This is a genomic window from Streptomyces boetiae, assembly GCF_031845405.1.
Lineage (GTDB): Bacteria > Actinomycetota > Actinomycetes > Streptomycetales > Streptomycetaceae > Streptomyces > Streptomyces boetiae.
This window is the reverse complement of record NZ_JAVREN010000012.1, coordinates 13870-40182: the sequence shown is the minus strand read 5'-3', so window position 1 is coordinate 40182 and position 26313 is coordinate 13870. Positions and strand designations below refer to the sequence as shown.

Below are 26313 nucleotides of genomic sequence, written 5' to 3'. Positions count from 1 at the left end.
CCGCTGTGGGCTGATTACACAGAGTAACGTCCGTGCTCATGGAGACGACCCGCCTGCGCGGCCCCGGCCGCGCCCCCGGTCCCCGAGGCCCCGGCCGCACCCCCTCTCGCCGCCGCCTCCCCCCGCGCACCCGGGCCCGCGCCACGACCCTCTTCCCCTTGCCCGATCCGGTGCCTCCGCCGCCGGGCGGCGGCGGGACCGGGCCGGGGCGGGAGCCCGCCGATCCTCCGCCGCCGAAGGGGGCCGAGCGCTCCGCACCCGCGGAAGTGCCCGCCGCGCCCGGCCCCCTGCCGTGGGGGCGGCGGGTGCGGCTGGCCGTGGGCGAGCGGGTGCGGGTCGAGCGGCGGGCCGTGGCCGCGCTGTGTCTGGTGCTGCTGGTGGCCGCCGGGTTCGGCGTGCAGCACCTGTGGGCCGCACGGCCCCGGGCCGTCCCGGCCGTTGAGCCGGCCGCCGCGACCGCCGAGGCGGTCGTCGCGGAGGCGGCGCGACCGCCCGGGAAGGTGGTCGTGGACGTGGCGGGCGACGTGGGCGAGCCGGGGATCTACACGCTGCCCTCCGGCTCCCGCGTGGCCGACGCAATCGAGGCGGCGGGCGGCAGCGACCCCGACGCGGACACCACCGGCCTCAACCGGGCGCGCGTCCTCGCCGACGGCGAGCAGATCGTGGTCGGCACCCCGCCCGCCGCCCCGGGCCCGGCCGGCGCGCCCGCCGCACAGCCGGCCCCCGGCGGCGAGCCGCGCCTGAGCCTGAACGCTGCCACCGCCGCCCAGTTGGAGACCCTGCCCGGCATCGGCCCGGTCCTGGCCGGGCACATCCTCGCCCACCGGGAGCGGCACGGCCCCTTCACCTCCGTCGAGCAGTTGGGCGAGGTCACCGGCATCGGAGAGCGGCGCCTGGCGGAGCTGAGGGACCGTGTCACCCTCTGAGCCCCGCGCCGACCGGGCCCCCGTCCCCGCCCCCGCGGAGCCGCCCGGCGACCTGCGGCTGGTGCCCGCCGCGGCCTCCGCCTGGGCCGCCGCCGCGCTGGCCCCGGCCCTCTCCGGCCGGGGCGCGGCGGCCCTCGCGGCGGCCTGCTGCCTGGCCGCCGCCCCGCTGCTGGCGATCCGCCGGCCGCGGCGGCGCGGCCTGCGCGCCGCCGTGGCCCTGGCCCTGCTGTGCGCGGCGGCCGGGACGGCCGTCGCCGGGCTGCACGCCGCCGCCACCCGCGCCGGCCCCTGGCCCGGCCTCGCGGGCAGGGAGGTCACGGCCGAGGTCACCCTCACCGGCGACCCCCGGCAGGCCCGCGCCCGCCCGGGGCAGCAGGCCGGGCCCCGGCCGGTGCTGCTGCCCGCGCGGGCCACCGGCGTCCGGGCCGGCGACGAGGCGCACGCCGTGCGCAGCCCCGTGCTGCTCGTCGTCCGCGCCGAGGACCCGGGCGCCTGGCTGCGGCTGCTGCCCTCCACGCGGCTGCGCCTGACCGCCACCAGCACGCCCCCAGCCCCCGGCAGGGAGGCCGAACGGGCCGCCGTGCTGCGCCTGTCGCGGGCCGGGCCTCCCCGGGTCACCGGCGGCCCGGACGCGGCCCAGCGGCTGGCCGGGCGGCTGCGCGAGGGACTGCGCGAGGCCGCCGCCCCGCTCCCGGCCGACGCCCGCGCCCTCGTCCCGGCCATGGTCACCGGCGACGACTCCGCGATCCCGCCCGACCTGGAGGAGGCCGTGCGCGCCACCGGCCTGACCCACCTCATCGTGGTCTCGGGCAGCCAGGTCGCCGTCGTCCTCGGCGTGCTCCTCGGGCCGGTAGGCCGGGCCGCCCGTGCCGAGCGCGGCGGGCTCGCGGCCCGGCTCGGCCTCCCGCTGCGCGCCGCCGCCGCGGCGGGCGGCGGCCTGCTGCTGGCGTTCGTCCTGGTCTGCCGCCCCGACCCCAGCGTGCTGCGGGCCGGCCTGTGCGCGGGCATCGCGCTCCTGGCCCTGCTCACCGGGCGCCGCCGCTCGCTGCTGCCCGCCCTGGCCGCCGCCGCGCTGCTGCTGGTCCTGTGGCGGCCCGAACTGGCCCGCTCCTACGGCCTGTTGCTCTCCGTCCTGGCCACCGGCTCGCTGCTGGTTCTCGCCCCGCGCTGGGCCGAGGGGCTGCGCCGCAGGGGCGTGCCGCACCGGGCCGCCGAGGCGCTGGCCGCCGCGGGCGCGGCGCAGGCCGTGTGCGCGCCGGTGGTCGCCGTCTTCGCCGCGAGCACCAGCCTGGTGGCCGTCCCGTGCAACCTCCTGGCCGTGCCCGCCGTCGCCCCCGTCACCGTCCTGGGCTGGGCCGCGCTGGCGGCTGCCCCGCTCGCCCCGCCCCTGGCGCACGCCCTCGCCTGGCTCGCCGGCTGGCCCGCCCGCTGGATCGCCGGGGTCGCGCGCGCCGGGGCGGCGCTGCCGGGCGCCGAGCTGGGCTGGCCCGGCGGGTGGCGCGGAGCGGCCCTGCTCGCGGCCGTGACCCCGGCCGTGCTGCTGCTGGCCCGCCGCCTGCCGCGCCGCCCCTGGGGGGCCGCGCTGTGCGCGGCGCTTCTCCTGCTCGCCGTCCTGCGCCCGCCGCCGCTGGCACGGGTCCTCACCGGCTGGCCGCCGCCCGGCTGGCGGCTGGTGGCCTGCGACGTCGGCCAGGGCGACGGCCTGGTGCTCGCGGCCGGGGAGCGCGCCGCCGTGGTGGTGGACACCGGTCCCGATCCGGCCGCGATGGACCGCTGCCTGCGGGAGCTGGACGTGCGGCACGTCCCGCTGCTGATTCTCAGCCACTTCCACGCCGACCACGTCGGCGGCCTGGCCGGGGCGCTGCGCGGGAGGGCGGTGGGCGCGATCCAGACCTCAGCGGTCCGCCAGACGCCGGAGCAGGCCGCGTTCGTGGAGCGGACAGCGGCCGGGGCCGGGGTGCCGGTGATCCGGGCCGCCCCGGGCGAGCGGCGCCGCGTCGGCGGGGAGCTGAGCTGGGAGGTGCTGTGGCCCCCGGCCGGCGCGGAGGCGGCCTCCCTGGGGGCCAACGACGCCAGCGTCACCCTGCTCGTGCGCACCCGCGGGCTGACCGCCTTCCTCCCCGGCGACCTTGAGCCGCCCGCCCAGGAGCGGCTGCTGGCCGCCCACCCGGACCTCCCGGCCGTGGACGTGGTCAAGGTCGCCCACCACGGCTCGGCCTCCCAGCACCCGCCGCTGCTGGAGCGGCTGCGCCCCCGCCTGGCCCTCGTCTCCGCCGGCCGGCACAACCGCTACGGGCACCCGGCCCCCCGCACCCTGGAGGCCCTGGCCCGCGCGGGCGCCGCTGTCCTGCGCACCGACCGGCACGGAGCCCTGGCCATCACCACCTCGGACGACGGGCCCCGGGGCGTCGTCCGCAGGCCCGAGGACCGAAGTCCTAGGACGGGCGCCGTGTCAGGATGGCCGGATGGACGACGAGCGGATAGCGGCCTACCTGCGCAGGCTCGGCCTGCCCCGGCCGCGGAAGGCGGACGCCGAGACCCTGCGCGAGCTCCAGTTGCGACACCTGCGCACCGTTCCGTTCGAGAACCTCTCGGTCCACCTCGGCGAGGATGTCCAACTCACCGAGGAGGCGGTCGTGGAGAAGGTGACGGCCCGCGCCCGCGGCGGCTTCTGCTACGAGCTCAACGGCGCCTTCGCCGCGCTGCTGCGCGCCCTGGGCTTCGAGGTGACGCTGCTCAACGCCCGGGTGACGCAGCCGGACGGCGCGGTCGGCCCGCCCTACGACCACCTCACCCTCGCCGTCCGGGGCGCCGACGGCTCGGGCCCCTGGCTGGCGGACGTCGGCTTCGGGGACAACGCGCACCACCCGCTGCTGCTGGACAGCCGTGCGGGGCAGCGCGACCCGGCGGGCCTGTACCGGCTGACGGAGACGGCCGAGGGCGACCTGGACCTCACCCGGGACGGCATCCCGCAGTTCCGGATCGAGACGCGGCCGAGGGCGTTCTCGGACTTCGAGGCCACCTGCTGGTTCCACCGGACCTCGCCGCTCTCGCCGTTCACCCGCTCGCTGGTCTGCTCGCGGTTCACCGAGCACGGACGGATCACGCTCTCGGGGCGGCGCCTGACCGTCACCGCGGCCGGCGGCCGGGAGACGACGGAGCTGCCCGACGAGGCGGCGGTCCTGGACGCCTACCGCACGCACTTCGGCATCTCGCTGGAACGCGAGCCCACCGCCCGCGACTTCGGCCCCCGGCCCTAGCCCCCCCACAGCCTCTCGAACGAACGGTCGCACCGCGTCCGCACGCTCTTCAGGGGCTCTCCCCAATCCCTTCCTCATACCCCCGTTGCCCGTGACTCAAAAGCACGGATACGGTCACTGCGACGACGGAAATGAGCATGTGAACGGGGAGTTCCGCGTGGCGTTGACCGGAGAGCCGGCGATCGAGGAGGCCGGGACCGCGAGGGCGCGGGCGGAGGCGGCGCCCGACGCGCGGCCGGAGCAGGCGGGGGCGAGCGTCGCGCCGCCCAGCTCGTACCGGATGATCACGCCGACCGACTGGTTCCGCATACCGCTGCGCTCCGCGGCCCAGCGGGAGAAGTCCGTCCAGGCGCTGGTGGACCTGACCTACGCCAGCCGGGACGAGTTCGCCGTCAAGCGGCGCGAGCTGCGCGAGCTGCTGACCTCCATCACGGACAAGGCCGTGGAGCAGTTGGGCATAGAGCTGTACCTCTCCACCCAGGGCGTCTTCGGCGTGCCGATCCCGGCCAGCCTGCTGGTGACCGCCGAGCCCGAGGACCCCGCCGTCCGCGCCGTCCTGCCCGTGGAGATGCTCGCGGACGGCCTGCGGAACAAGCACGGCGAGAACGCCGACGTGCGGGTCGTGCGGCTGACCTGCGGCCCGGCGGTGCGCTGCCGGCGGCGCGAGCTGAGCCAGGACTCCAAGGACCTGGGCCAGCCCGAGGACCGCCCCAGCACGCTGCTCGACTTCTACCTGCCGGTGCCGCACTCGGGAGCCTGGCTGGTGCTGTCCTTCAGCACCCCGCTGCCCGAACTCGCGGACGCCCAGGTGGAGATGTTCGACGCCGTCGCCGACTCGTTCCTGTGGGCCTGACCCCGGCGCGGCCGGGACCGAAGTAAGGAGGGGGAATGCCGGACATCGTCCTCACGCTCGCGGAGATCCGCGAGCTGGGCCAGAGCCTGCGCCTGATCGCGGCCGAGTTCGACAACTCGGAGGACATCGCGGAGGAGTACGCCGAGATCGTCGGCCACGACGACCTGGCGCACGAGCTGGAGGAGTTCGCGGACAACTGGAGCAACCACCGCCGCGCGCTGATGGAGAACCTCCAGGGCCTGGCCGAGGCGGCCCAGACCGCCGCCGAGGGATACGACGGGATCGAACGCGACCTGGTGGACGCGCTGGAGGGGAACGCGTAGATGAGTGGCCGCCCGGGTGACTGGCACCCGCTGACCGAGGACGGCCGGGACCCGGTGCCCGGCGACTGGGAGCTGGTGCAGGAGGCCGCCGTCCGGTACCGGCGGACCGCCGACGCCATCCAGCGCGCCCGCACCCTGCTGCGCGAGGTGACCGACTCCGAGCAGGGCTGGCAGTCCGACGCCGGCCGGGCGTTCCGCGAGAAGGCCACCGAGCTGTCCGACGACGTCTTCCGCGCCTACGGCCGCTACGACGCCGCCGCCAACGCCCTGGCCGGGTACTGGCCCGAGCTGCAGGACGCGCAGGACGAGAGCCTGAGCCTGCGCACCCAGGCCCAGGAGGCCCAGGGCCAGATCGACCGCCTCGGCCCCCAGGTGGAGGCCGCCGCCGAGGAGGACGCCGAAAACCACGATCAGCACGGCACTCTTCAGGGTGATCTGGAGGGCGCCCAGGCCCAGCTTGCCTCGCTGCGCTCCCGCCTGAGCGAGATCGTCGGCGCCAAGGACGCCGCGGCCCAGCGCGCCGCCGACGCGATAGGCGACTTCATCGGCAGCGACGGCCTGGAGGACGGCTTCTGGGACCACGTCGGCGGCGCGCTCGCCTCCATCCGGGACGCGCTGATCGCGATCGGCAATATCGCGGGATTCATCGCGGCCTGGGCGGGGATCGCCGCCCTGCTCGTCGGATGGATCCCCATCATCGGCCAGGCCCTGGCCGGCATTCTCGGCACCATCGCCCTGATCGCGACCTGCTTCTCGCTCATCGGCAACATCCTCAAGGGCGACTGGGTCGGCGCCGGCCTGGACGTCCTGGGCATCGTCACCTTCGGCATCGCCCGCGCGGCCGGCGGAGTCGCCCGCGTGGCAAGCCAGTCGGGCCGCTTCCAGGCGTTCCGCAGCCTGCGCGGCATGTCGCAGTTCGGCAACCGCGCCGCCCGCACCACCCGCGCCACCGACATCATGGGCGACAGCGCGGGCAACCTGCGGCGCCTGAGCGACGAGGCCGCCCGCTTCGCACGCCCCTCCGGCCTGCGCGGCGCCTACGGCAACCTCGGCGGCGACATGGCCACCAGCCTGCGCAACCTGCGCACCGCCAACTACGGCTCCATCCTCGGCGAGACCCGCGCCCTCCCCGGCCAGCTCGCCGCCGGCGGCTGGCGCGGCGGCCTCCAGGGCGGCGCCCACCAGCTCTTCGGCGTCCACAACGGCGCGGCCGACGCCCTCTCGATGGGCCGCGCGGCGGAGAACGGCGCGCAGTACTTCGGCATGAGCGGGGCCGCCGGCCTCGAACTGGGCTCCCAGGCCGTCGGCACGGCGGGCGGCATGTACGGCAACTTCCGCGACGGCGCCCAGCAGCTCCAGATCCCCTCCCTCACCGCGGGGGAGAACATCCTGGATGCCAACGTCACCGGCGTCGGCGACCTCAACTACAGCGAAAGCGAGGCCCTGCCCAGGTGAAGGGCCAGGCGAATCCGACGGCGCCCGTGCTGCTCGCGGGAGAACGGCCGCTGGCCCGCTGGGGCGTGCTCCGGCGGGCCCGGGCCGCCGTGGAGGACGGCAGGCTGATGGTGCGCGGGCGCTCGGGCACACACGCCTGGGCGCTCGGCCCGGGCGGCGCCGTCGCCTCGGCCGTGCACGTCCGCGGCAAGGTTCAGCCGCCCCCCACCCGGCGCGAGGGCACCACCCCGTACAACGCCTCCGGCGGCACCCTGCACCTGTGCGACGCCTCGGGCGCGAGCGTGGCCCGCCTGATCGTCAGCGACTGGCTGCCCAACGGCACCGAGCCCGTCACCATGGACTTCCCCGACGCGATCCCCACCCGGGGCAGCGACCTGATGGCCGGCCAGTTCCTGCGGCTCTCCGGCCTGCGGGACTTCCTCACCCACCACGGCCTGCTGGTGCGCGAGGCCGACGAACCCCCGCCGCCCGCGCCGGAGTTCGCCGGAACGCTGCGCCCGGGCCCGTCGGGAGCCGTCCCCCTCGCCCTGCTGCTGCCCGCGCTCGCGCTGGTGCTCGCCGGGCTCCTCGCCCTGGCCGTCACGGCCCTGGCGGGCGACGGCGAGACCGCGCGCAACGTCGGCTTCGCCGCCGTCACCGCCCCGCTGATGCTCCTCGCGCTGCTCAGCATCGGCTTCGCCGGTGTCACGGCCCTGCGCAACCTCGCCGCCCTCCGCGCCGCGGGCGCCGACGCCGAGCTGCGGCCCAGCCCGGGCGTGCCGGTCACCCGCGCGTTCCTGGGGCGCAGTTCGCTGCGCCTGGTGGGGGAGAACCTGGAGCTGCGCACGGCCCAGAACGTCCTGCGTCTGATGCGCGGCCCCGCCGACCCCGTCCTGGGCGTGCGGGAGGCCGTGGTGCTGGAGGAGTCGGGACGGCCCTGGGCGGTCGTTCTCCTGGACCGGCGCGAGAGCGTCCAGGCCTTCCTGCACTGGGACACCTGGTTCCGCGGGGACCCGCAGCTCGGGCGGCTGCGCGCCTTCTGCGAGGAGGCCGGCCTCGTCCTCGCCCGCCGGGCCACGGCCAGGCGCTTCCCCGCGGGGCCCGCCAACGCCACCGACCGCACCGCCCGGAAGCCGGGCCTGGACCGCGCGGTCGACGGCGGGCGGTACGCGTTCCTGACCCTGGTCGCCTTCCCCTGCATGGTGGCCCCGCCGGTCGCGTTCGCCCGCGGCGCGGACGGCGGCATCGACTGGGCGCCCTACTACGTGATGAGCGGCGTCACCTTCGCCGTGGCCTTCGTGCCCTGGGTGATCCGCCTGTGCGCGCGGGTGGCCTGGCTGGACCGGCTGGTGACGGCCGAGCGGGTGTCCGAGGTGACCTACCGCCGCGCGACAGCACGGACAGCGCGGACGGCACGGAAGACAGCGAAGGAGACGCGCCGTGGCTGAGAACCTGTGGGTCGCGGGATTCGACCACCCCGGCGCCGGCTGGCACCAGCTGGACGTGCGGGCCGAGGACGGCCCCGAGCGCGTGGCGCAGGAGATTGCCGACCGCGGCGGGGACCTCAACCACCTCTACGCCGAGGCCGTCCTCCCCGAGCTGAAGCTGATCCGGCAGGGCGCGGTCGAGCGCGGCGCCGCGCCCGTGGTCGTCTTCGTGCCCGACGTGCCCGCCGAGTCCCGCCCGCTGGTGCCCATCACGGCCTTCGTGGCGCCCTGGGGCGGCCCGCCCCCGGACGGCGGCCCGGCCTCGGTGGCCGCGCTGGCCCGGGTGCCGCGCGACTACCGGCTGCGCGAGCCCCTCATCGGCGAGATCGACCTCCCGGCCGGGCCCGCGCTGCGCGTGCACGAGCTGGTGCGGGAGGAGCCGACGGAGGACGGCCGCCGGCTGCTGATGGAGTACGTCTCCTACTACGTCTTCCCGCCCGGCCTCACGGACGGGCCGGTCGAGATGACCGTCAGCTGGTCCAGCCCGGCGATCGGGGCCGAGATGGCCGGGACCGCCGACGAGATAGCCGCCTCGCTCACCGTGAGCCCGGCGGCGGAGACCTTGCCCGCAGAGGCCCTCTTCGGGAAGGCAGGTGCCGAGTAGATGGACGGCCGGGAGCCCCAGTACGTCTTCGAGCGGACGCAGATAGGGAAGGGGCTGCGGCCGATCGCCCAGCAGGGCGTCGTCGTCCTGCACGACGGCGTCCTCACCCTGCTGGGCAGCGAGCGGCAGCCCATCGACAGCGCGCCGCTGGCGCAGGTGACGGCCTCCAAGGTGCGCTTCACCCGGGGCCAGACGCTGTCGCTGACGCTCAACGGCACGAAATACAACGTCTCCCCGGGCTGGGGCGCGCGGGGCGTCTTCGTGCTGCCCGGCGACACCGAGCACGTCAGGACGGCGGCCGAGGCGCTGCTGCGGCTGATCCAGGCGAGCGGCGGCTCGGCCGGCTGATCCGGGAAACGCCCCGGGCCGGTCCGGGGGCGGCGGGCGGCCGTTCCCGCGCTGTCACAGGGGCGTGGGATGCTGGGCGCATGGCCGCCAGAAACGACGGAAACGCCCGGGGCGAGGACGTCCTCGCCCCCGTGACCCTGGCCGTCGGCCAGGAGGAGCTGCTGCTGGACCGGGCCGTGCAGCAGGTGGTGGCCGCCGCGCGGGCCGCCGACCCGGACACGGACGTGCGCGACCTGGCGCCCGGCGAGCTCCAGCCGGGCACGCTGGCCGAGCTGACCAGCCCCTCGCTGTTCGCCGAGCGCAAGGTCGTCGTCGTCCGCCAGGCCCAGGACCTCGGCGCGGACACGGTCAAGGACGTGAAGGCGTACCTGGCCGCCCCCGCCGAGGAGATCACCCTCGTCCTGCTGCACGCCGGCGGCGCCCGCGGCAAGGGCCTGCTGGACGCCGCCCGCAAGGCCAAGGTGCGGGAGGTGGCCTGCCCGAAGATGACCAAGCCGGCGGACCGGCTGGCGTTCGTCCGCGCCGAGTTCAGGTTCGCCGGTCGCAGCGCCACGCCCGGCGCCTGCCAGGCCCTGGTGGACGCCATCGGCAGCGACCTGCGGGAGCTGGCCTCGGCCTGCGCGCAGCTCGCGGCCGACGTGGAGGGCGCCATCGACGAGGCCGTCGTCGCGCGGTACTACACGGGCCGCGCCGAGTCCTCCAGCTTCACGGTCGCCGACCGGGCCGTCGAGGGCCGCGCCGCCGACGCGCTGGAGGCCCTGCGCTGGGCCCTGGCCACGGGCGTTGCCCCGGTGCTGATCACCAGCGCGCTGGCGCAGGGCGTGCGGTCCATCGGCCGGCTGGCCTCGGCGCCCGGCGGGATGCGCCCGGCCGACCTGGCCCGCGAGCTGGGCATGCCGCCGTGGAAGGTGGACCGGGTGCGTCAGCAGATGCGCGGCTGGTCCGCGGACGGGGTGGCCACCGCTTTGTGTGCCGTGGCCGAGGCGGACGCGGCCGTCAAGGGCGGGGGCTACGACCCGGCGTACGCGCTGGAGAAGGCCGTCGTCGCCATCGCCGCCGCCGCCCGCTCACGCTGACCCCGGCCGCTCGCCCGCGCACCGGAAGGCGGAACGGCCGGGCGCGGGCAGCACAAGGCCCCGGACCGTGCCGACGGGGTCGGCGGTCCGGGGCCTGAGGCTCGAACGAAGCGGGCCTGGGCCCGGGGCGTTCCGGCGCGAGAGGCGGGGGGTGCCGCGCGTGGCGAACGCTGGGGGCGCGGCGCCCGGGGCCGGGCCGCCCCGGTGCGGTTCAGCGCGCTCCGGGGTGGTTCAGCGTGCCCTGGGGCTTGAGGGGGCTCTCAGCCGGCCTGGAGGGCGTTGACGCGGGCGGCGAGCGCCGACTTCTTGTTGGCCGCGTTGTTCCGGTGCAGGACGCCCTTGGAGACGGCCTTGTCGAGCTTGCGGGCCGCGACGCGGCGGGCGGCCTCGGCCTGCTCGTAGTCGCCGGCGGCTGCGGCCTCGCGGGCGGCGCGGACGGCGGTCTTGACCTCGGACCTGACCGCCTGGTTCCGCTGGCGGGCCTTCTCGTTCGTCTTGATCCGCTTGATCTGGGACTTGATGTTCGCCACGAATGTGCCTCGGGTTCGGTGGGTGTTCTGGGGGTGTCCGGACCGGACACGGTCAGCCAGCGTACCAGCGGGCCCGGCCGCGCTCCCAATCAGGACCAGCCCGCCCCGCATGGGACCATGGACCCGACCGAGCGACCCACCGTTATGACCGGACAGGACCCCGCGTGCCCGCGATCCCCTCCAACGCGCCGGAACCGAGCCGTACGGACCCGGCTCAGCTCCGCAACTTCTGCATCATCGCGCACATCGACCACGGCAAGTCGACCCTCGCCGACCGGATGCTCCAGCTGACCGGCGTGGTCGAGCAGCGGCAGATGCGCGCCCAGTATCTCGACCGCATGGACATCGAGCGCGAGCGGGGCATCACGATCAAGTCCCAGGCGGTGCGCATGCCCTGGGCCGTGGAGGGCACCGCGCACGTGCTCAACATGATCGACACCCCCGGGCACGTGGACTTCACCTACGAGGTCTCCCGCTCGCTGGCGGCCTGCGAGGGCTGCGTGCTGCTGGTGGACGCCGCCCAGGGCATCGAGGCCCAGACCCTCGCCAACCTCTACCTGGCGATGGAGAACGACCTCACGATCATCCCGGTCCTGAACAAGATCGACCTGCCGGCCGCCCAGCCCGATAAGTTCGCCGCCGAGCTGGCGCACCTCATCGGCTGCGACCCCGGCGACGTGCTGCGGGTCTCGGCCAAGACCGGCGAGGGCGTGGAAGCGCTGCTGGACGAGGTGGTCCGCCAGGTCCCGGCCCCGGTGGGCGTGGCCGACGCCCCCGCCCGCGCGATGATCTTCGACTCGGTCTACGACGCCTACCGGGGTGTGGTCACCTACGTGAAGGTGGTCGACGGCCGGCTCGGCCGCCGCGAGCGCATCGCGATGATGTCCACCGGCGCCACCCACGAGCTGCTGGAGATCGGGGTCAACTCCCCGGAGATGACCCCCTCCGACGGCCTGGCCGTCGGCGAGGTCGGGTACCTGATCACCGGCGTGAAGGACGTGCGCCAGTCCAAGGTGGGCGACACGGTCACCCTCCAGCGCAACGGCGCCACCGAGGCGCTGGGCGGGTACAAGGACCCCAAGCCCATGGTCTTCTCCGGGCTGTACCCCATCGACGGCTCCGACTACCCGGCCCTGCGCGACGCCCTGGAGAAGCTCCAGCTCAACGACGCCGCACTGGTCTACGAGCCGGAGACCTCCGCCGCCCTCGGCTTCGGCTTCCGCGTCGGCTTCCTCGGCCTGCTCCACCTGGAGGTGGTGCGCGAGCGCCTGGAGCGGGAGTTCGGCCTCGACCTGATCGCCACCGCCCCGAACGTGGTCTACCAGGTGCGGATGGAGGACGGCTCCGAGCACACGGTGACCAACCCCAGCGAGTACCCCACGGGCAAGATCGACGAGGTCCGCGAGCCGGTGGTGCGTTCCACCCTGATCGCCCCCAGCGAGTACGTCGGCGCGATCATGGAGCTGTGCCAGACCCGGCGCGGGGCCCTCCAGGGCATGGACTACCTCTCCGAGGACCGGGTCGAGCTGCGCTACACCCTGCCGCTGGCGGAGATCGTCTTCGACTTCTTCGACGCCCTGAAGTCCAAGACCCGCGGCTACGCCTCCCTGGACTACGAGCCGACCGGCGAGCAGGCCGCCGCCCTGGTCAAGGTGGACATCCTCCTGCACGGCGAGAAGGTGGACGCCTTCTCCGCCATCGTCCACAAGGACAAGGCGTACGCCTACGGCGTCAGGATGGCCGCCAAGCTGCGCGAGCTCATCCCGCGCCAGCAGTTCGAGGTGCCGATCCAGGCCGCCATCGGCTCCCGGGTGATCGCCCGGGAGACGGTCCGCGCGATCCGCAAGGACGTGCTCTCCAAGTGCTACGGCGGCGACATCTCCCGCAAGCGGAAGCTGCTGGAGAAGCAGAAGGAGGGCAAGAAGCGCATGAAGATGGTCGGCCGCGTGGAGGTGCCCCAGGAGGCGTTCATCGCCGCCCTCTCCTCGGACAGCGAGGGGGGCGAGGGGAAGAAGAAATAGTCACCCCACTTACAAAGCGGGGCCCGGGAGCTTTACTCTGGCTGCCATCCGGTAGTTACTCGTGAGTTACCCGTCCCCGTTGCAGCGCGGCACCCGGAGGAAGTCGTGACCGAGAAGCAGTATTCGCTCAACAACAGGCCGCCGTCGGTGGCGCACCTGTTCCTGGAGCGTGTTGCCTCCACCCCCGACCGGATCGCGTTCCGCTACCCGGTCGTGACCGAGGGCGAGGGCCCGGACGACTGGTCGCACTCCTGGACCTGGGCGCAGACCGCCGAGCGGGTCTACGCCGTGGCCGCCGGCCTGATGGACCTGGGCATCCGCCCGGAGGACCGGGTCGGCATAGCCTCGGCGACGCGCGTGGAGTGGATCCTGGCCGACCTCGGCGTGATGTGCGCGGGCGCCGCCACCACCACCGTCTACGCCCAGACGGACGCCGAGGAGACGGCCTACATCCTGTCCGACTCGGGCAGCAGGGTGCTCTTCGCCGAGGACGCCGCGCAGCTCGCCAAGGTCCGCGAGCGCCGCTCGGAGCTGCCGGAGCTGAGCCACGTGGTGGTCCTCGACGCGGCCGACGCGGTGGCGGCCGAGGGCGACCCCGAGGGCTGGGTCCTCTCCCTGGACGAGCTGTCCGAGCGCGGCGCGACCTACCTGGAGAAGAACCCCGACTGCGTGACCGAGACCATCGCCGGCCTGCGCGGCGACCAGCTCGCGACGCTGATCTACACCTCCGGCACCACCGGCCGCCCCAAGGGCGTGCGGCTCAGCCAGGACACCTGGTCCTACATGGGCCTGGCCGTCCGGCAGATCGACCTGATCGCCGAGGACGACGACCAGTTCCTGTGGCTGCCGCTGGCCCACGTCTTCGGCAAGATGCTGCTCTCCTCGCACATCGTGATCGGCCACGTGATGTCCGTGGACGGCCGCGTGGACAAGATCATCGACAACCTGCCGGTGGTCCGGCCCACCGCGATGTGTTCCGTCCCCCGGATCTTCGAGCGGGTCTACAACGGCGTCGCCAACCGCGCCCGCGAGGCCGGCGGCGCGCGCTACCGGATCTTCACCTGGGCCGTCGGCGTCGCCCGCGAGTACGCGCGCACCGCGCAGGAGAGCTACCGCCGCACCGGCAAGGAATCGGTGCCGGCGGGTCTGGCCCTCAAGCACGCCGTCGCGGACCGCCTGGTCTACAGGAAGCTGCGGGCGGCCTTCGGCGGCCGGCTGCGCGGCTTCGTCTCGGGCGCGGCCCCGCTCTCCCCGGACATCGCCTACTTCTTCTGCGGCGCCGGCCTGCCGATCCTGGAGGGCTACGGCCTGACGGAGTCCGCCGCGGCCAGCGCGGTCAACCCCTGGCAGGGGTACCGCACCGGCACCATCGGCAAGCCGCTGCCGGGCAACGAGGTCCGCATCGCCGAGGACGGCGAGATCCTGATGCGCGGCCCCGGCATCATGCAGGGCTACCACAACCAGCCGGAGAAGACGGCCGAGGTCCTGGAGCCGGACGGCTGGTTCCACACCGGCGACATCGGGGAGCTGTCCGACGACGGGTACCTGCGGATCACCGACCGCAAGAAGGACCTGTTCAAGACGGACGGCGGCAAGTACGTGGCGCCCTCCGAGATCGAGGGCCAGTTCAAGGCCGTGTGCCCCTTCGTCTCCGCGATGGTGATCGTCGGGGCGGGTCGGAAGTTCTGCTCGGCGCTGATAGCGCTGGACGAGGCCGCGATCATGTCCTGGGCCCAGCAGAACGAGGTCCCCGGCACCTATGCCGAGGTCGTGGCCCACGAGCGCACCCGCGCCCTCATCGACGGCTACGTGCAGGAGCTGAACGGCTCGCTCCAGCGCTGGCAGACCGTGAAGAAGTTCCAGCTCCTGCCCCGCGAGCTGGACGTCGAGCACGGCGACCTCACCCCGAGCCTGAAGCTCAAGCGCCCTGTGGTGGAGCGCGAGTTCTCCGGCCTGATCGAGGAGATGTACGACCCGGCCTGACGGCCGTAGCGTCCCGACGCGGCCCCGAGCGCCCCGCTCCGCGGGGGGCGCCGGGGCCGCACTGCTGCGCCGCCCGCACTGCTGCGCCGCCCGCACTGCTGCGCCGCCCGCACTGCTGCGCCGCCCGCACTGCTGCGCCGCCCGCACTGCTGCGCCGCCCGCATGGCTGCGCCGGTCGTGCGGCTGCGCCGCCCGCATGGCTGCGCCGCCCGCACTGCTGCGCCGCCCGCACTGCTGCGCCGCCCGCACTGCTGCGCCGCCCGCATGGCTGCGCCGGTCGTGCGGCTGCGCCGCCCGCATGGCCGCGCCGACCGCGGTCGCGAGCCGGTCCGCCGCTGCGCCGTGCGCGGCCCCCGGGGTGCTCCACGCCGGGCGGAACGCCCCTGCCGGTGGGCGGCGGTGGCTTCCCCTGCCCGGGGAGCGGTTCCCCCCGGGTCCGGGGAACACCCGCGAGGGCCCGGCGATCGTCCGCCGGGGCAACGCCCGTGGCGGGTGCCGGGCCGGAGGGTCCCGGTGCCGGGGTGGGAACCGGGGCTCCGCGGGCCCGTCCGGGGCCGCCCGTCGCAGAGAGTGCTGGCGGCGGGCGCACGCCTGCTGTTGGTCGCCGCGTGGGCGTCCGGCCTGGCGTTCAGTCCGTGAGGTCGCGGGTGAGGGCGTCGGCCAGGAGGCGGCCCTGGAGGGTGAGGACGGCGCGGTCCTCGGCGAGGGCCTCCGAAGAGAGCAGGCCCTCGCGGGCGGCGCGCTCCGCCGCCGCGCGGCCCGCGGGGCTCAGGAGGGAGAGGGGGCAGCCCTCGGCCAGGCGGAGCTCCAGCAGGACGCGTTCGACGCGGCGGTCCTCGGCCGACAGCAGCTCGCGGCCCGCGCCGGGGGAGCGGCCCTCCGCCAGCGCGCGGGCGTACGCGGCGGGGTGCTTGACGTTCCACCACCGCACGCCCCCGACGTGGCTGTGCGCACCGGGGCCCGCGCCCCACCAGTCGGCGCCGGTCCAGTACAGGAGGTTGTGGCGGCAGCGGGCCCCGGGGCCCGTCGCCCAGTTCGAGATCTCGTACCAGGAGAAGCCCGCCGCGCTCAGCGTCTCCTCCGCGATCAGGTACCGGTCGGCCTGCGCGTCCTCGTCGGGCGCCGGGACCTCCCCGCGCCGCACCCGGCGGGCCAGCCGCGTCCCGTCCTCCACGATCAGCGAGTACGCCGAGACGTGGTCGGGCCCGGCCCCGATCGCGGCCTCCAGCGAGGCCCGCCAGTCGGCGTCGGTCTCGCCGGGGGTGCCGTGGATCAGGTCGAGGTTCACGTGTTCGAAGCCGGCCGCGCGCGCCTCGGCCACGCACGCCTCCGGGCGCCCCGGCGCGTGCGCCCGCTCCAGCACGGCCAGGACGTGCGGGCGCGCGCTCTGCATCCCGAAGGAGATCCGGGTGAAGCCCGCCTCCCGCAGCGCCGCCAGGGAGGCGGGGGTGACCGACTCGGGGTTGGCCTCGGTGGTGACCTCGGCGTCCGGCGCCAGCCCGAACTCGCCGCGGATCGCGTCCAGCATCCGCGCCAGGCCGTCCGGCGGCAGCAGCGTGGGCGTTCCGCCGCCGACGAAGACGGTGGAGGCGGGGCGCGGGTCGTCGCCCAGGGCCTTGCGGGCCAGCCGGATCTCGGCCTCCACCAGCTCGGCGTACCCCTCCCGCCCGACGCCCCCGCTGCCGGGCCCGCCCAGCTCGGCCGCGGTGTACGTGTTGAAGTCGCAGTACCCGCAGCGGGAGGCGCAGAAGGGGACGTGCAGGTAGAACGCGAGCGGCCGGGCGGCGGCCCCGGCGGTCGCGGAGGGCGGCAGCGCGCCGTCCGCGGGCACCGGCTCGCCGTCGGGAAGGGTGGAGGGCATACCCCCAGTGTCGGCCATCCGCGCGCGGGCCCGGCCCCGGCGCGGAAGGCCCGCGCCTCAGACCGGCCCGGCCGGGCCGCCGACCGTGACGTGGTCGATCAGGTGCTCCACCGGGCCGAGGAGGGCGGGCTCAAGATCCCGGTAGTCCCGGACGGCCGCCAGGATGCGCTGCCACGCGGCACCCGTGTTCGCGGGCCAGCCCAGCGCCCGGCACACCCCCGTCTTCCAGTCCTGCCCCCGGGGAACGTCCGGCCAGGCGCGCAGGCCCAGCGCGGCCGGCTTCACCGCGGCCCAGACGTCGACGAAGGGGTGCCCGACGATCAGCACGTCCGGGTGGGAGACCTCCGCCGCGATCCGCGACTCCTTGGAGCCGGGCACCAGGTGGTCCACCAGCACGCCCAGCCGGGCGCGCGGCGAGGGCCCGAACTCCCGCACCACGGACGGCAGGTCGTCCACGCCCGCCAGGTACTCCACGACGACCCCCTCCACCCGCAGGTCGTCGCCCCACACCTTCTCGACCAGCTCCGCGTCGTGCCGCCCCTCCACATAGATGCGCCCGGCGCGCGCCACCCGCGCGCGGGCACCCGGCACGGCCACCGAGCCGGAGGCCGTGCGCGCCGGGCCCGCCGCGCCGCCGCCCCGGGCCGGGCGGACCAGGGTGACGGGCCTGCCCTCCAGCAGGAAGCCGCGCGGCCGGAGCGGGAACGCCCGGTGCTTGCCGAAGCGGTCCTCCAGCGTGACCACGGCCGCCTCGCAGCCCACCACCGCGCCGCAGAAGCCGGTGGCGACCTCCTCGACCACCAGGCCGGGCTCGGCGGGCACCTCGGGCACGGGCCGGGAGCGCTTCCACGGCGGCGTCAGGTCGGGGTCGTCGTACCGGCTGCGCATGCCGCCCATTCGATCACGGGCCGGGGCGCGGCGGTACGCCGAACCGGCCGGCCAGCTCCTCCCGCTGGGCGCGGACGAACGCGGCGCCCACCACCGCCCCGTGGCCCGGCACGTACCGGGCCTCGGGGCCGCCCAGCGCCAGCAGGGCGTCCAGCGCCGCGGGCCAGCGCTCCGGGCTCGCGTCCGGCCCGGCCTGCGGCTCCCCGGACTCCTCGACCAGGTCCCCGCAGAAGACCACCGGCGGCGTGCCCGGCACCAGCACCGCCAGGTCCAGCGCGGAGTGCGCGGGCCCCAGGTCCGCCAGAACGGCCGCGCGGCCCCCGCCGAGGTCCAGCACCGCGCGCGACCCGCGCCCCGGCGACGGCGCCCGCCACGGGCGTTCCCGAGCCGCCGCGAGATCCGCCGCCGCGGCGGCCGGGTGCAGGCCGTGCCGCGCCCCGTCCGCCGCCGGATCGGCCGCCCCCGGCGCGGCCAGGAACGCCGCGAGCCCCGCCGGCCCCCACGCCTCGGCCGCCGGGAACGCCCCCGCGCCCAGCAGGTGGTCGAAGTGCGGGTGCGTGACCACCAGCCGCGTCACGCCACCCGGCGGCAGGCCCGCCCCCCAGGCCCCGGCCGCCTCACGCGAGGGGCCCGCGTCCACCAGCAGCAGGCCGCCCGGGGAGGCCACGAGCCCCACCGTCTCGTCCCAGCCGGGCAGCCGCCGCCGGAACACCCCGGGCGCCACCGCCTCCCAGCCTTCGCCCGGAAGCCACCGCTCCCACCCCTCACGGGGCTCCCGCCCGGCCCCGCCCGCACCGCCCCGCCCGCGCCCCGCGCCCGTGTCCATGCCCGGACGTTAACGGACGGGTGCCGGCGGGCAGGTGCTGCGGGAGATGTCAGTCTGCCGCCGCTCGTTCCCTGGCCGTGCTACCCGGCCGTACACTGGAGCAGGGTCTGGCACTCCCCGAGCGCGAGTGCCAGGGCGGCAGCCAGCGGCGGACGGCCGGACGGGAGGTGCGACATGCTCAGTGAACGCAGGCTGGAGGTGTTGCGGGCCATCGTCCAGGACTACGTCGGCACGGAGGAGCCGGTGGGTTCCAAGGCGCTGACCGAGCGGCACAACCTCCAGGTCTCCCCGGCCACGGTCCGCAACGACATGGCCGCCCTGGAGGAGGAGGGGTACATCGCCCAGCCGCACACCAGCGCCGGCCGGGTCCCCACCGACAAGGGGTACCGCCTCTTCGTCGACAAGCTCGCGGACGTCAAGCCCCTGTCCGCCCCCGAGCGCCGCGCCATCCAGAACTTCCTGGGCGGGGCCGTGGACCTGGACGACGTGGTGGCCCGCACGGTCCGCCTCCTCGCCCAGCTCACCCGCCAGGTCGCCGTGGTGCAGTACCCCTCGCTCAGCCGTTCCACGGTGCGGCACGTCGAGCTGCTCGCGCTGGCCCCGGCCCGCCTGATGCTGGTCCTCATCACCGACACCGGGCGGGTCGAGCAGCGGCACGTGGACTGCCTCGCCCCGTTCGGGGAGACCTCGCTGGCCGAGCTGCGCGCCCGGCTGAACAGCCGCGTCGCGGGCGAGCGTTTCACCGAGGTGCCGCGGCTGGTCGCGGACCTGCCCGACTCCTTCGACGCCGAGGAGCGCGGCACGGTCTCCGCGGTTCTCTCCACCCTTCTGGAGACGCTGGTGGAGGAGACCGAGGAGCGGCTGATGATCGGCGGCACGGCCAACCTCACCCGCTTCGGGCAGGACTTCCCGCTCACCATCCGCCCCGTGCTGGAGGCGCTGGAGGAGCAGGTGGTGCTGCTGAAGCTGCTGGGGGAGGCGAAGGATTCCGGCATGACCGTGCGCATCGGGCACGAGAACAACCACGAAGGACTGACCTCCACGTCGGTCGTCTCTGTCGGTTACGGTTCAGGCGACGAAGCCGTCGCAAAGCTCGGCGTGGTCGGACCGACCCGCATGGACTACCCCGGAACGATGGGAGCGGTGCGCGCAGTGGCACGTTACGTCGGACAGATTCTCGCGGAGAACTAAGTGGCGGCCGACTACTACGCCATCCTTGGCGTGCGACGCGATGCCTCGCAGGAAGAGATCAAGAAGGCCTTCCGGCGGCTGGCGCGCGAGCTGCATCCGGACGTGAATCCGGACCCCAAGACCCAGGAGCGGTTCAAGGAGATCAACACCGCGTACGAGGTGCTCTCCGACCCGCAGAAGAAGCAGATGTACGACCTGGGCGGGGACCCGATGAGCGGCGCCGCCTCGGCGGGCGCGGGCGCGGGCTTCGGCGGCGCCGGCTTCGGGAACTTCTCGGACATCATGGACGCCTTCTTCGGCGCCGCGTCCCAGCGCGGCCCGAAGTCGCGCACCCGGCGCGGCCAGGACGCCATGATCCGGCTGGAGATCGACCTCAACGAGGCCGCCTTCGGCACCACCAAGGACATCCAGGTCGACACCGCCACCGTCTGCGGCACCTGCAACGGCGAGGGCGCCGCCCCCGGCACCTCCGCGCAGACCTGCGACATGTGCCGCGGGCGCGGCGAGGTCTCGCAGGTGACGCGGTCCTTCCTCGGCCAGGTCATGACCTCCCGGCCCTGCCCCCAGTGCCAGGGCTTCGGCACCGTGGTGCCCACTCCATGCCCCGAGTGCGCGGGCGACGGCCGGGTCCGCACCCGCCGCACGCTGACCGTGAAGATCCCGGCCGGTGTGGACAACGGCACCCGCATCCAGCTCGCGGGCGAGGGCGAGGTCGGCCCCGGCGGCGGCCCCGCCGGCGACCTGTACGTGGAGATCCGCGAGAAGCCGCACGCCGTCTTCCAGCGCCGCGGCGACGACCTGCACTGCACGGTGACCGTGCCCATGACCGCCGCCGCCCTGGGCACCAAGGTGCCGCTGGAGACGCTGGACGGCATGGAGGAGGTCGACATCCGGCCCGGCACCCAGTCCGGCCAGTCGATCCCGCTCCACGGCCGCGGCGTCTCGCACCTGCGCAGCAACGGCCGGGGCGACCTCGTGGTGCACGTGGAGGTCCAGACACCCTCCAAGCTCGACCCCGAGCAGGAGGAGCTGCTGCGGCGGCTGGCCAAGCTGCGCGGCGAGGAGCGGCCCATGGGGCAGTTCCAGCCCGGGCAGCAGGGCCTGTTCTCCCGGCTCAAGGACGCCTTCAACGGCCGCTAGGCCGCCGCCGGTTCAGCGAGGATCTTCCCGAGGTGAGCACCGCACCCGTCTTCCTCTCCGGCGCCCTCTCCGGCGCCGGCCCCGGCGCCCTGCTGCGCCTGGACGGCCCCGAGGGGCGGCACGCCGTCACCGTGCGCCGCCTGCGCCCCGGCGAGGAGATCGTCCTGACCGACGGCGCCGGCACCGCCGCGCGCGGCACCGTCGCGGCCGTCACGGGGAAGGACAGCCTGGACGTCGCGGTGGAGGAGGCCGTCGCCGAGCCCGCGCCCGACCCCTGGCTGACCGTCGTCCAGGCCCTGCCCAAGGGGGACCGCGGCGAGCTGGCCGTGGAGACCATGTCCGAGACCGGCGTGGACGCGATCGTGCCGTGGGCCGCGGCCCGCTGCGTCACCCAGTGGAAGGGCGAGCGCGGCGAGCGGGCCCTGGCCAAGTGGCGGGCGGCGGCGCGCGAGGCGGGGAAGCAGGCCCGGCGCGCGCGGTTCTGCGAGGTGGCCGAGCCAGTCGGCACCCGGGAGGCGGCGCGGGGCGTCGTCGCGGGAGCCGCGTTCGCCGCCGTGCTGCACGAGTCCGCGACCGAGCCCCTGGCCACCGCCCCGCTGCCGACAGGCGGCCGGATCGTGCTGATCGTCGGCCCCGAGGGCGGCGTCACCGACCAGGAGCTGGCCGCCTTCGCGGAGGCCGGCGCCCGCCCCTGCCGCCTGGGCCCCACCGTCCTGCGCACCTCCACCGCCGGCACGGCCGCCGCGGCCCTCCTGCTGGGCCGCACGGGCCGCTGGTCCTGAGCCGCCGAACGCCCCGGGCAGCGGACGCCCCCGACGGCGCGCGCCGTCGGGGGCGTTCCGCGAGAGGTGGCAGCGGTCAGGCCGTGTCCTCCCGCTCCTCGGGGTGGCGGCGCAGCAGGAACACGGCGGTGATCAGCCCGCCCCAGACCACGGTCATGGCCACGATCATCATCGCGACGGCGCTTGCGGACATCAGCGGCTCCTCTCGGGCTCGGCCGGGGACACCGGCTCCTCTGCCGGTACGGCGGTGGGCGTGCGGCGCCAGCGGACCAGCGAGAGCAGGATCCCCGCGAGCAGCGCGGCCCCGGCCACGCCCCAGCCCGCCCACAGCAGGAACGACGTCTCGTACCCGCCGTAGTTCTCCTCCAGCTCGTCCCGGAAGCCGCTGACCGTCATCCAGACCAGCATCAGCGGCGTGACCACGGCCAGGCACACCCGCCACCACCGGCCGAGCCGGACGGCCGAGGTCGCGTCGGCGTTCCTCTGGAGCGGGCCAAGCTGCCGGGTGACCCAGGCGACGGTGACGACCAGCGCCAGGGCGGCCAGCACGATGCCGTACTGGTTGATGAAGTGGTCGGAGACGTCCAGGAAGTGCAGGCCGCTGCCGTTGGAGAACAGCGTCAGGGACACCGTCGCCAGGGCCCCGCCCACGAGCAGGACGGCCTTGCGGCGGGCGAGCCCGAGGCGGTCCTCGACGGCCGCGATGACGACCTGCACGATGCTGATCAGCGAGGTGAACCCCGCGAAGACCAGCGAGGAGAAGAACAGCACCCCGAACAGGCCGCCCATGGGCATCTCGGAGATGATCTGCGGGAAGGCCATGAACGCCAGCCCCACGCCGCTGGAGGCCACCTCGGCCACCGGCACCCCGGCGCTGGTGGCCATGAATCCGAGGGTGGCGAAGACCGCGACGCCCGCCAGGATCTCGAAGGAGCTGTTGGCGAAGCCGGCCACCAGCGCGGAGCCGGTCAGGTCCGACTTCCGGCGCAGGTAGGAGGCGTAGGTGATCATGATGCCGAAGCCGACGGACAGCGAGAAGAAGATCTGCCCGTAGGCGGCGACCCACACGCTGCCCTCGCTCAGGGCGTCCCAGTCCGGACTAAACAGCGCGTCCAGGCCGAGGTCGGCCCCGTCCAGGGTGACGGCCCGGACCACCAGCACCAGGAAGAGCACCAGCAGCAGCGGGATGAAGATGATGTTCGCCTTCTCGATGCCCCGCCGCACGCCCAGGTAGAGGACCACCAGGGCCGCGATCCAGACCCCGATCAGCGGCCAGGCCACGCCGGGCACGAAGGTGCTCACGTCGCCCGGGTCGGCCGAGACCTGGAGGAAGTCGTTCAGCAGGAACGCCTCCGGGTCCTCCCCCCAGGACTGGTCGAAGGAGAAGCCGATGTACCGGACGGCCCAGGCCAGGATGGCCGCGTAGTAGGCCGCGATCACGAAGCAGATGGCCACCGTCCACCAGCCGATGGCCTCGGCGGGCCGCCGCAGCAGCCGGGTGGCGCCGGGCGGCGAGGAGCGGTACTTGCGGCCGATGGTGTATTCGAGGATCAGCAGCGGGATACCGGCCGTCAGCAGCGCGGCGAGGTACGGCAGGATGAACGCCCCGCCGCCGTTCTCATAGGTGACGGCCGGGAAACGCCAGATGTTGCCCAGGCCGATGGCCGATCCGACGGCGGCCATGATGAACCCGGTCCGGCTTCCCCACTGTTCTCTCTTCGGCTCTGTCGTCATAGGCGGAACGTCCTTGAGCTGTGTGCGGAGGGGTTGGCGAGCGACGCGGTATACGGGCGTAGATTGCTCCCGCATACGGGCGCGCCGCAGGTTACCAGCCCCCACCCGCTCTGGCACCGGGTGCGGCACGGGCCGCGTGAGGCGATAGCATCCGGCCCGTACGCCCGCGCGACGAGGAGGCCGGCCACCGATGGCGGGAGAACCGCAGCCCGACTGCCTGTTCTGCAAGATCGTGTCCGGAGATGTCCCGGCGACGATCGTCCGGGAGACGGAAACGACCGTCGCCTTCCGGGACATCAACCCGCAGGCCCCCAGCCACGTGCTGGTCATCCCCCGCGTCCACTACCCCGACGCCGCCGCCCTGGCCGCCGCCGAGCCGGCCGTCGCCGCCGACGTGCTGCGCGAGGCCGGTGAGGTCGCCCTGGAAGAGAGGCTGGACGGCACCGGCTACCGGGTGGTGTTCAACACCGGCTCGGGCGCGGGCCAGACCGTCTTCCACGCCCACGCCCACGTCCTCGGCGGCCGGGGCCTCGCCTGGCCGCCCGGCTGAGGGCCCCGGCCCGCGGGTGTCCGCGCGCGAGCTGATCGTCCTGGGCACGGCCAGCCAGGTGCCCACCCGCGACCGGAATCACAACGGCTACGTCCTGCGCTGGGACGCCGAGACCCTGATGTTCGACCCCGGCGAGGGCACCCAGCGGCAGATGCTGCGCGCCGGGGTCAGCGCCCACTCCCTGACCCGGATCTGCGTCACCCACTTCCACGGCGACCACTGTCTGGGCCTGCCCGGCGTCATCCAGCGCGTCAGCCTGGACCGGGTGCCGCACGCCGTGGCCGTCCACTACCCGGCCTCGGGGCAGGAGTTCTTCGAGCGGCTGCGCTACGCGACCGCCTACCGGGACGCCGCCCGGCTCGACCCCCGGCCGGTCGCCGCCGACGGGCCGGTGCCGGGCCCGCCGCCCGGCGCGTTCTCCCTCACCGCGCACCGCCTCTCGCACCCCGTGGACTCCTTCGGGTACCGGCTGGCCGAGCCCGCCGGGCGCCGGATGCTGCCCGAGCGGCTGGCCGCGCGCGGGATCGCCGGCCCGGACGTGGGCCGGCTGCTGCGCGAGGGCGAGCTGCGCGGCGTCCGCGTGGAGGAGGTGAGCGTCGAACGCCCGGGGCAGCGCTTCGCGTTCGTCATGGACACCCGGCTGTGCGACGGCGTCTACTCCCTGGCCGAGGGCTGCGACCTGCTGGTCATCGAGTCCACCTTCCTGGAGCGGGACGCGGCGCTGGCGGAGGAGTTCGGGCACCTGACGGCCCGGCAGGCGGCGGAGGTGGCCGCCGCGTCGGGCGTGCGGCACCTGGTGCTGACGCACTTCTCGCAGCGCTACCCGGACCCGGCCGAGTACGGCCGCGAGGCGCGGGAGGCGGGCTTCACGGGCGAGTTGACGCTGGCCGAGGACCTGACGCGCGTTCCCGTGCCGCGCCGCCGCGCGGACTGACCGGCGCCGCGCGGACCGGGCGGACTTTCGGCGTTCGCCCGGGGGAACGCCCGGGGCGGGGGCGCGCCGGGCGCGGTGCGAGAATCCCGATCATGCGAGCCGCGTACATCGAACGCCTCGGGCCGCCCGAGGAGATCCGCTGCGGGACCCTGCCCGACCCCGAGCCGGGGCCGGGGGAGGTGCTGGTCGAGGTGGCGGCCTCGGCCGTCAACCCCGTCGACACCCTGGTGCGCGCCGGGGCGTTCCGCACGCCCGTGACGTTCCCCTTCGCCGTCGGGCGCGACCTGACCGGCACGGTGCTGGCGGCCGGGCCCGGCGCGGAGGGCTTCGCGCCGGGGGAGCGGGTGTGGTGCAACAGCCTGGGCCACGGCGGGCGGCAGGGCGCGGCGGCCGAGCGCGCGGCCGTTCCCTCCGACCGGCTCTACCGGCTGCCGCCGGGCGCGGACCCGGTCGAGGCGGCGGCGGTGCTGCACCCGGCGGCCACGGCCTGGCTCGCGCTGTTCCGGCACGCCGGGCTGCTGGCGGGCGAGACGGTGCTGGTGGCCGGGGCGGCGGGGAACGTCGGCTCCGCGCTGGTCCTCCAGGCCGCGCGGGCCGGGGCGCGCGTGATCGCGACCGCGCACCCCCGGGACGAGGAGTACGTCCGCTCGCTGGGCGCGCACGAGGTGCTGGACTACCGGCGGCCGGCCGGTGCGCGGCTGCGCGCGCTGTGCCCCGACGGGATCGACGTGCACGTGGACACCTCGGGCCGCCAGCGGCTGGCGGAGGTCGTCGACCTGCTCGCCTGGCGCGGACGGATCGTGCTGCTGGCCGGGACCGCCGCGCGGCCTGAGCTGCCGGCCGGGCAGCTCTACCAGCGCGACGGCTCGATCCTCGGCTTCGTCATCTCCCGCGCGACGACGGCCGAGCTGGCCGGGGCGGCCGAGGCGGTCAACGCCCTGCTGGCCGAGGGGGCCCTGCGCGCCCGCGCCGTCGAACGCCTCCCCCTGGAGGCCGCGCCCGAGGCCCACGCCCGCGTCGAGAACGGCCGCGTCCGGGGCGGCCACCGCCTGGTCCTGCTGCCGGGCTACCCGGGCCTGGGGGCGGCGGCCGGAGCCTGAGGCTTCGGCCACGCGGCACCCCGCCCGGCGGTTCGTGCGGGCGGCGGGGCGCCGCCGAGGCGGGGGCCTACAGCCCGCCGCGTGCGCCGACGCGGGCGGGGGACGTGCCGAGGGCGGTGAGGCGGTCCAGCTCGGTGCGGGCGACGGCGAGGGCGTCTCTGAGGTTTTCCCAGTCCTCGACGCTGATGACCAGCGCGAGGACCGCGTCCCGGTCGGTGAGGGCCACGCGGCGGCGCTCGGAGCCCACCCGGGCGGCCAGCGCGCCCAGCCGCGTGGCCGCCTCCTGAACGGATATGCACCCGTCCGGCGCCGTCTCCTCGTCGTCTCTGACTTCCGCCGTCAGGGCGGTGATCGGGTCCATGCGGCTCGCTCCCTGGCGATGAGGGTTGGGGGCTGTCCGGGCCTTCGTGAGCGGTCCCGGGTCGCGCTGCGGTCACGGCGTCTACCGTCCGTGTGAGAAGG

Annotated in this window: 24 protein-coding genes and 1 pseudogene; 18 read left to right on the top strand and 7 right to left on the bottom strand. The window is 75.4% G+C overall.

The genetic code is table 11. The features are described 5' to 3' along the window. Positions 1-38 precede the first annotated feature (38 nt). The 10 genes and pseudogenes from RM780_RS10980 to holA all read left to right on the top strand — a co-directional run bounded on the left by RM780_RS10980 (position 39) and on the right by holA (position 10311). On the top strand, positions 39-926 hold the full coding sequence (locus RM780_RS10980) for a ComEA family DNA-binding protein (RefSeq protein ID WP_311630433.1): 888 nt from the start codon (positions 39-41) through the stop codon (positions 924-926). Then, positions 913-3345: pseudogene (locus RM780_RS10975) on the top strand (ComEC/Rec2 family competence protein); the annotation flags it as partial. The gene RM780_RS10980 and the pseudogene RM780_RS10975, both read left to right, overlap by 14 nt. 46 nt (positions 3346-3391) lie before the next feature. Next, entirely contained in the window at positions 3392-4186 is a 795-nt protein-coding gene (locus RM780_RS10970; RefSeq protein WP_311630507.1) for an arylamine N-acetyltransferase family protein, read from the top strand. 157 nt (positions 4187-4343) lie between these two features. Continuing rightward, entirely contained in the window at positions 4344-5039 is a 696-nt protein-coding gene (locus RM780_RS10965; RefSeq protein ID WP_311630432.1) for a hypothetical protein, read from the top strand. A 35-nt stretch (positions 5040-5074) separates the two neighbouring features. Beyond that, positions 5075-5362, top strand: a complete 288-nt coding sequence (locus tag RM780_RS10960) for a hypothetical protein (protein ID WP_311630431.1) — start codon at positions 5075-5077, stop codon at positions 5360-5362. Next, positions 5363-6817: a hypothetical protein gene (locus RM780_RS10955; protein ID WP_311630430.1), complete on the top strand. Its 1455-nt coding sequence runs from the start codon at positions 5363-5365 to the stop codon at positions 6815-6817. A gap of 26 nt (positions 6818-6843) precedes the next feature. Continuing rightward, positions 6844-8244 carry a hypothetical protein gene (locus RM780_RS10950; RefSeq protein WP_311630429.1) on the top strand — a complete coding sequence of 467 codons (1401 nt, stop codon included), beginning with the start codon at positions 6844-6846 and terminating at the stop codon, positions 8242-8244. Then, the gene (locus RM780_RS10945) at positions 8237-8887 is read left to right on the top strand and encodes a hypothetical protein (RefSeq protein WP_311630428.1); all 651 of its coding nucleotides are present in this window, start codon (positions 8237-8239) and stop codon (positions 8885-8887) included. Before RM780_RS10950 ends, RM780_RS10945 begins: the two co-directional genes overlap by 8 nt. Next, positions 8888-9235, top strand: a complete 348-nt coding sequence (locus tag RM780_RS10940) for a hypothetical protein (protein WP_311630427.1) — start codon at positions 8888-8890, stop codon at positions 9233-9235. Positions 9236-9315: 80 nt separating this feature from the next. Next, entirely contained in the window at positions 9316-10311 is a 996-nt protein-coding gene (gene holA, locus RM780_RS10935) for a DNA polymerase III subunit delta (protein WP_311630426.1), read from the top strand. A gap of 260 nt (positions 10312-10571) precedes the next feature. On the opposite strand, the gene rpsT is transcribed toward holA, so the two are convergent. After that, positions 10572-10841 carry a 30S ribosomal protein S20 gene (rpsT, locus tag RM780_RS10930; RefSeq protein WP_311630425.1) on the bottom strand — a complete coding sequence of 90 codons (270 nt, stop codon included), beginning with the start codon at positions 10839-10841 and terminating at the stop codon, positions 10572-10574. Positions 10842-11005: 164 nt separating this feature from the next. Between rpsT and lepA the strand changes: the two genes are divergently transcribed. Next, on the top strand, positions 11006-12862 hold the full coding sequence (lepA, locus tag RM780_RS10925) for a translation elongation factor 4 (RefSeq protein ID WP_311630424.1): 1857 nt from the start codon (positions 11006-11008) through the stop codon (positions 12860-12862). Positions 12863-12967: 105 nt separating this feature from the next. Next, positions 12968-14845 (top strand): AMP-dependent synthetase/ligase, encoded by a 1878-nt coding sequence (locus RM780_RS10920; protein ID WP_311630423.1) that lies wholly within the window; start codon positions 12968-12970, stop codon positions 14843-14845. 628 nt (positions 14846-15473) lie between these two features. On the opposite strand, the gene hemW is transcribed toward RM780_RS10920, so the two are convergent. Genes hemW through RM780_RS10905 form a run of 3 tightly spaced genes read right to left on the bottom strand, consistent with a single transcriptional unit; the run spans position 15474 to position 18420 of the window. Further along, the gene (gene hemW, locus RM780_RS10915) at positions 15474-16706 is read right to left on the bottom strand and encodes a radical SAM family heme chaperone HemW (protein WP_311630422.1); all 1233 of its coding nucleotides are present in this window, start codon (positions 16704-16706) and stop codon (positions 15474-15476) included. Positions 16707-16763: 57 nt separating this feature from the next. After that, entirely contained in the window at positions 16764-17594 is an 831-nt protein-coding gene (locus RM780_RS10910) for a DUF3097 domain-containing protein (protein ID WP_311630421.1), read from the bottom strand. Between the two features lie 13 nt (positions 17595-17607). Further along, positions 17608-18420 carry an MBL fold metallo-hydrolase gene (locus RM780_RS10905; protein WP_311630420.1) on the bottom strand — a complete coding sequence of 271 codons (813 nt, stop codon included), beginning with the start codon at positions 18418-18420 and terminating at the stop codon, positions 17608-17610. Positions 18421-18594: 174 nt separating this feature from the next. On the opposite strand from RM780_RS10905, the gene hrcA reads away from it, so the two are divergent. From hrcA to RM780_RS10890, 3 genes are read left to right on the top strand one after another with little or no spacing between them, the layout of a single operon-like run. Further along, positions 18595-19611, top strand: coding sequence for a heat-inducible transcriptional repressor HrcA (gene hrcA / locus RM780_RS10900; protein ID WP_311630419.1), 1017 nt, complete (start codon positions 18595-18597; stop codon positions 19609-19611). Then, positions 19612-20751, top strand: a complete 1140-nt coding sequence (dnaJ, locus tag RM780_RS10895) for a molecular chaperone DnaJ (RefSeq protein ID WP_311630418.1) — start codon at positions 19612-19614, stop codon at positions 20749-20751. 32 nt (positions 20752-20783) lie between these two features. After that, a complete protein-coding gene (locus RM780_RS10890; RefSeq protein ID WP_311630417.1) occupies positions 20784-21533 on the top strand; it encodes a 16S rRNA (uracil(1498)-N(3))-methyltransferase in 750 nt (249 codons plus the stop codon). A 76-nt stretch (positions 21534-21609) separates the two neighbouring features. Here the strand turns inward: RM780_RS10890 and RM780_RS10885 are convergent, their stop codons facing one another. Together RM780_RS10885 and RM780_RS10880 are read right to left on the bottom strand one after the other, a co-directional pair. Beyond that, positions 21610-21726: a methionine/alanine import family NSS transporter small subunit gene (locus RM780_RS10885; protein ID WP_311630416.1), complete on the bottom strand. Its 117-nt coding sequence runs from the start codon at positions 21724-21726 to the stop codon at positions 21610-21612. Further along, positions 21726-23267 (bottom strand): sodium-dependent transporter, encoded by a 1542-nt coding sequence (locus RM780_RS10880; RefSeq protein ID WP_311630415.1) that lies wholly within the window; start codon positions 23265-23267, stop codon positions 21726-21728. Before RM780_RS10880 ends, RM780_RS10885 begins: the two co-directional genes overlap by 1 nt. Positions 23268-23457: 190 nt before the next feature. Here RM780_RS10880 and RM780_RS10875 point away from each other — a divergent pair, with 190 nt between their 5' ends. The 3 genes from RM780_RS10875 (at position 23458) to RM780_RS10865 (ending at position 25851) form a co-directional block, all read left to right on the top strand. Beyond that, a complete protein-coding gene (locus tag RM780_RS10875) occupies positions 23458-23817 on the top strand; it encodes a histidine triad nucleotide-binding protein (RefSeq protein ID WP_311630414.1) in 360 nt (119 codons plus the stop codon). Positions 23818-23833: 16 nt separating this feature from the next. Continuing rightward, on the top strand, positions 23834-24751 hold the full coding sequence (locus RM780_RS10870; protein ID WP_311630413.1) for a ribonuclease Z: 918 nt from the start codon (positions 23834-23836) through the stop codon (positions 24749-24751). Positions 24752-24843: 92 nt separating this feature from the next. After that, complete coding sequence (locus RM780_RS10865) at positions 24844-25851, top strand: NADPH:quinone reductase (RefSeq protein WP_311630412.1); 1008 nt, start codon at positions 24844-24846, stop codon at positions 25849-25851. A 67-nt stretch (positions 25852-25918) separates the two neighbouring features. Here RM780_RS10865 and RM780_RS10860 read toward each other — a convergent pair whose 3' ends face one another. Continuing rightward, the gene (locus tag RM780_RS10860) at positions 25919-26212 is read right to left on the bottom strand and encodes a hypothetical protein (RefSeq protein ID WP_311630411.1); all 294 of its coding nucleotides are present in this window, start codon (positions 26210-26212) and stop codon (positions 25919-25921) included. Positions 26213-26313: the final 101 nt, after the last annotated feature.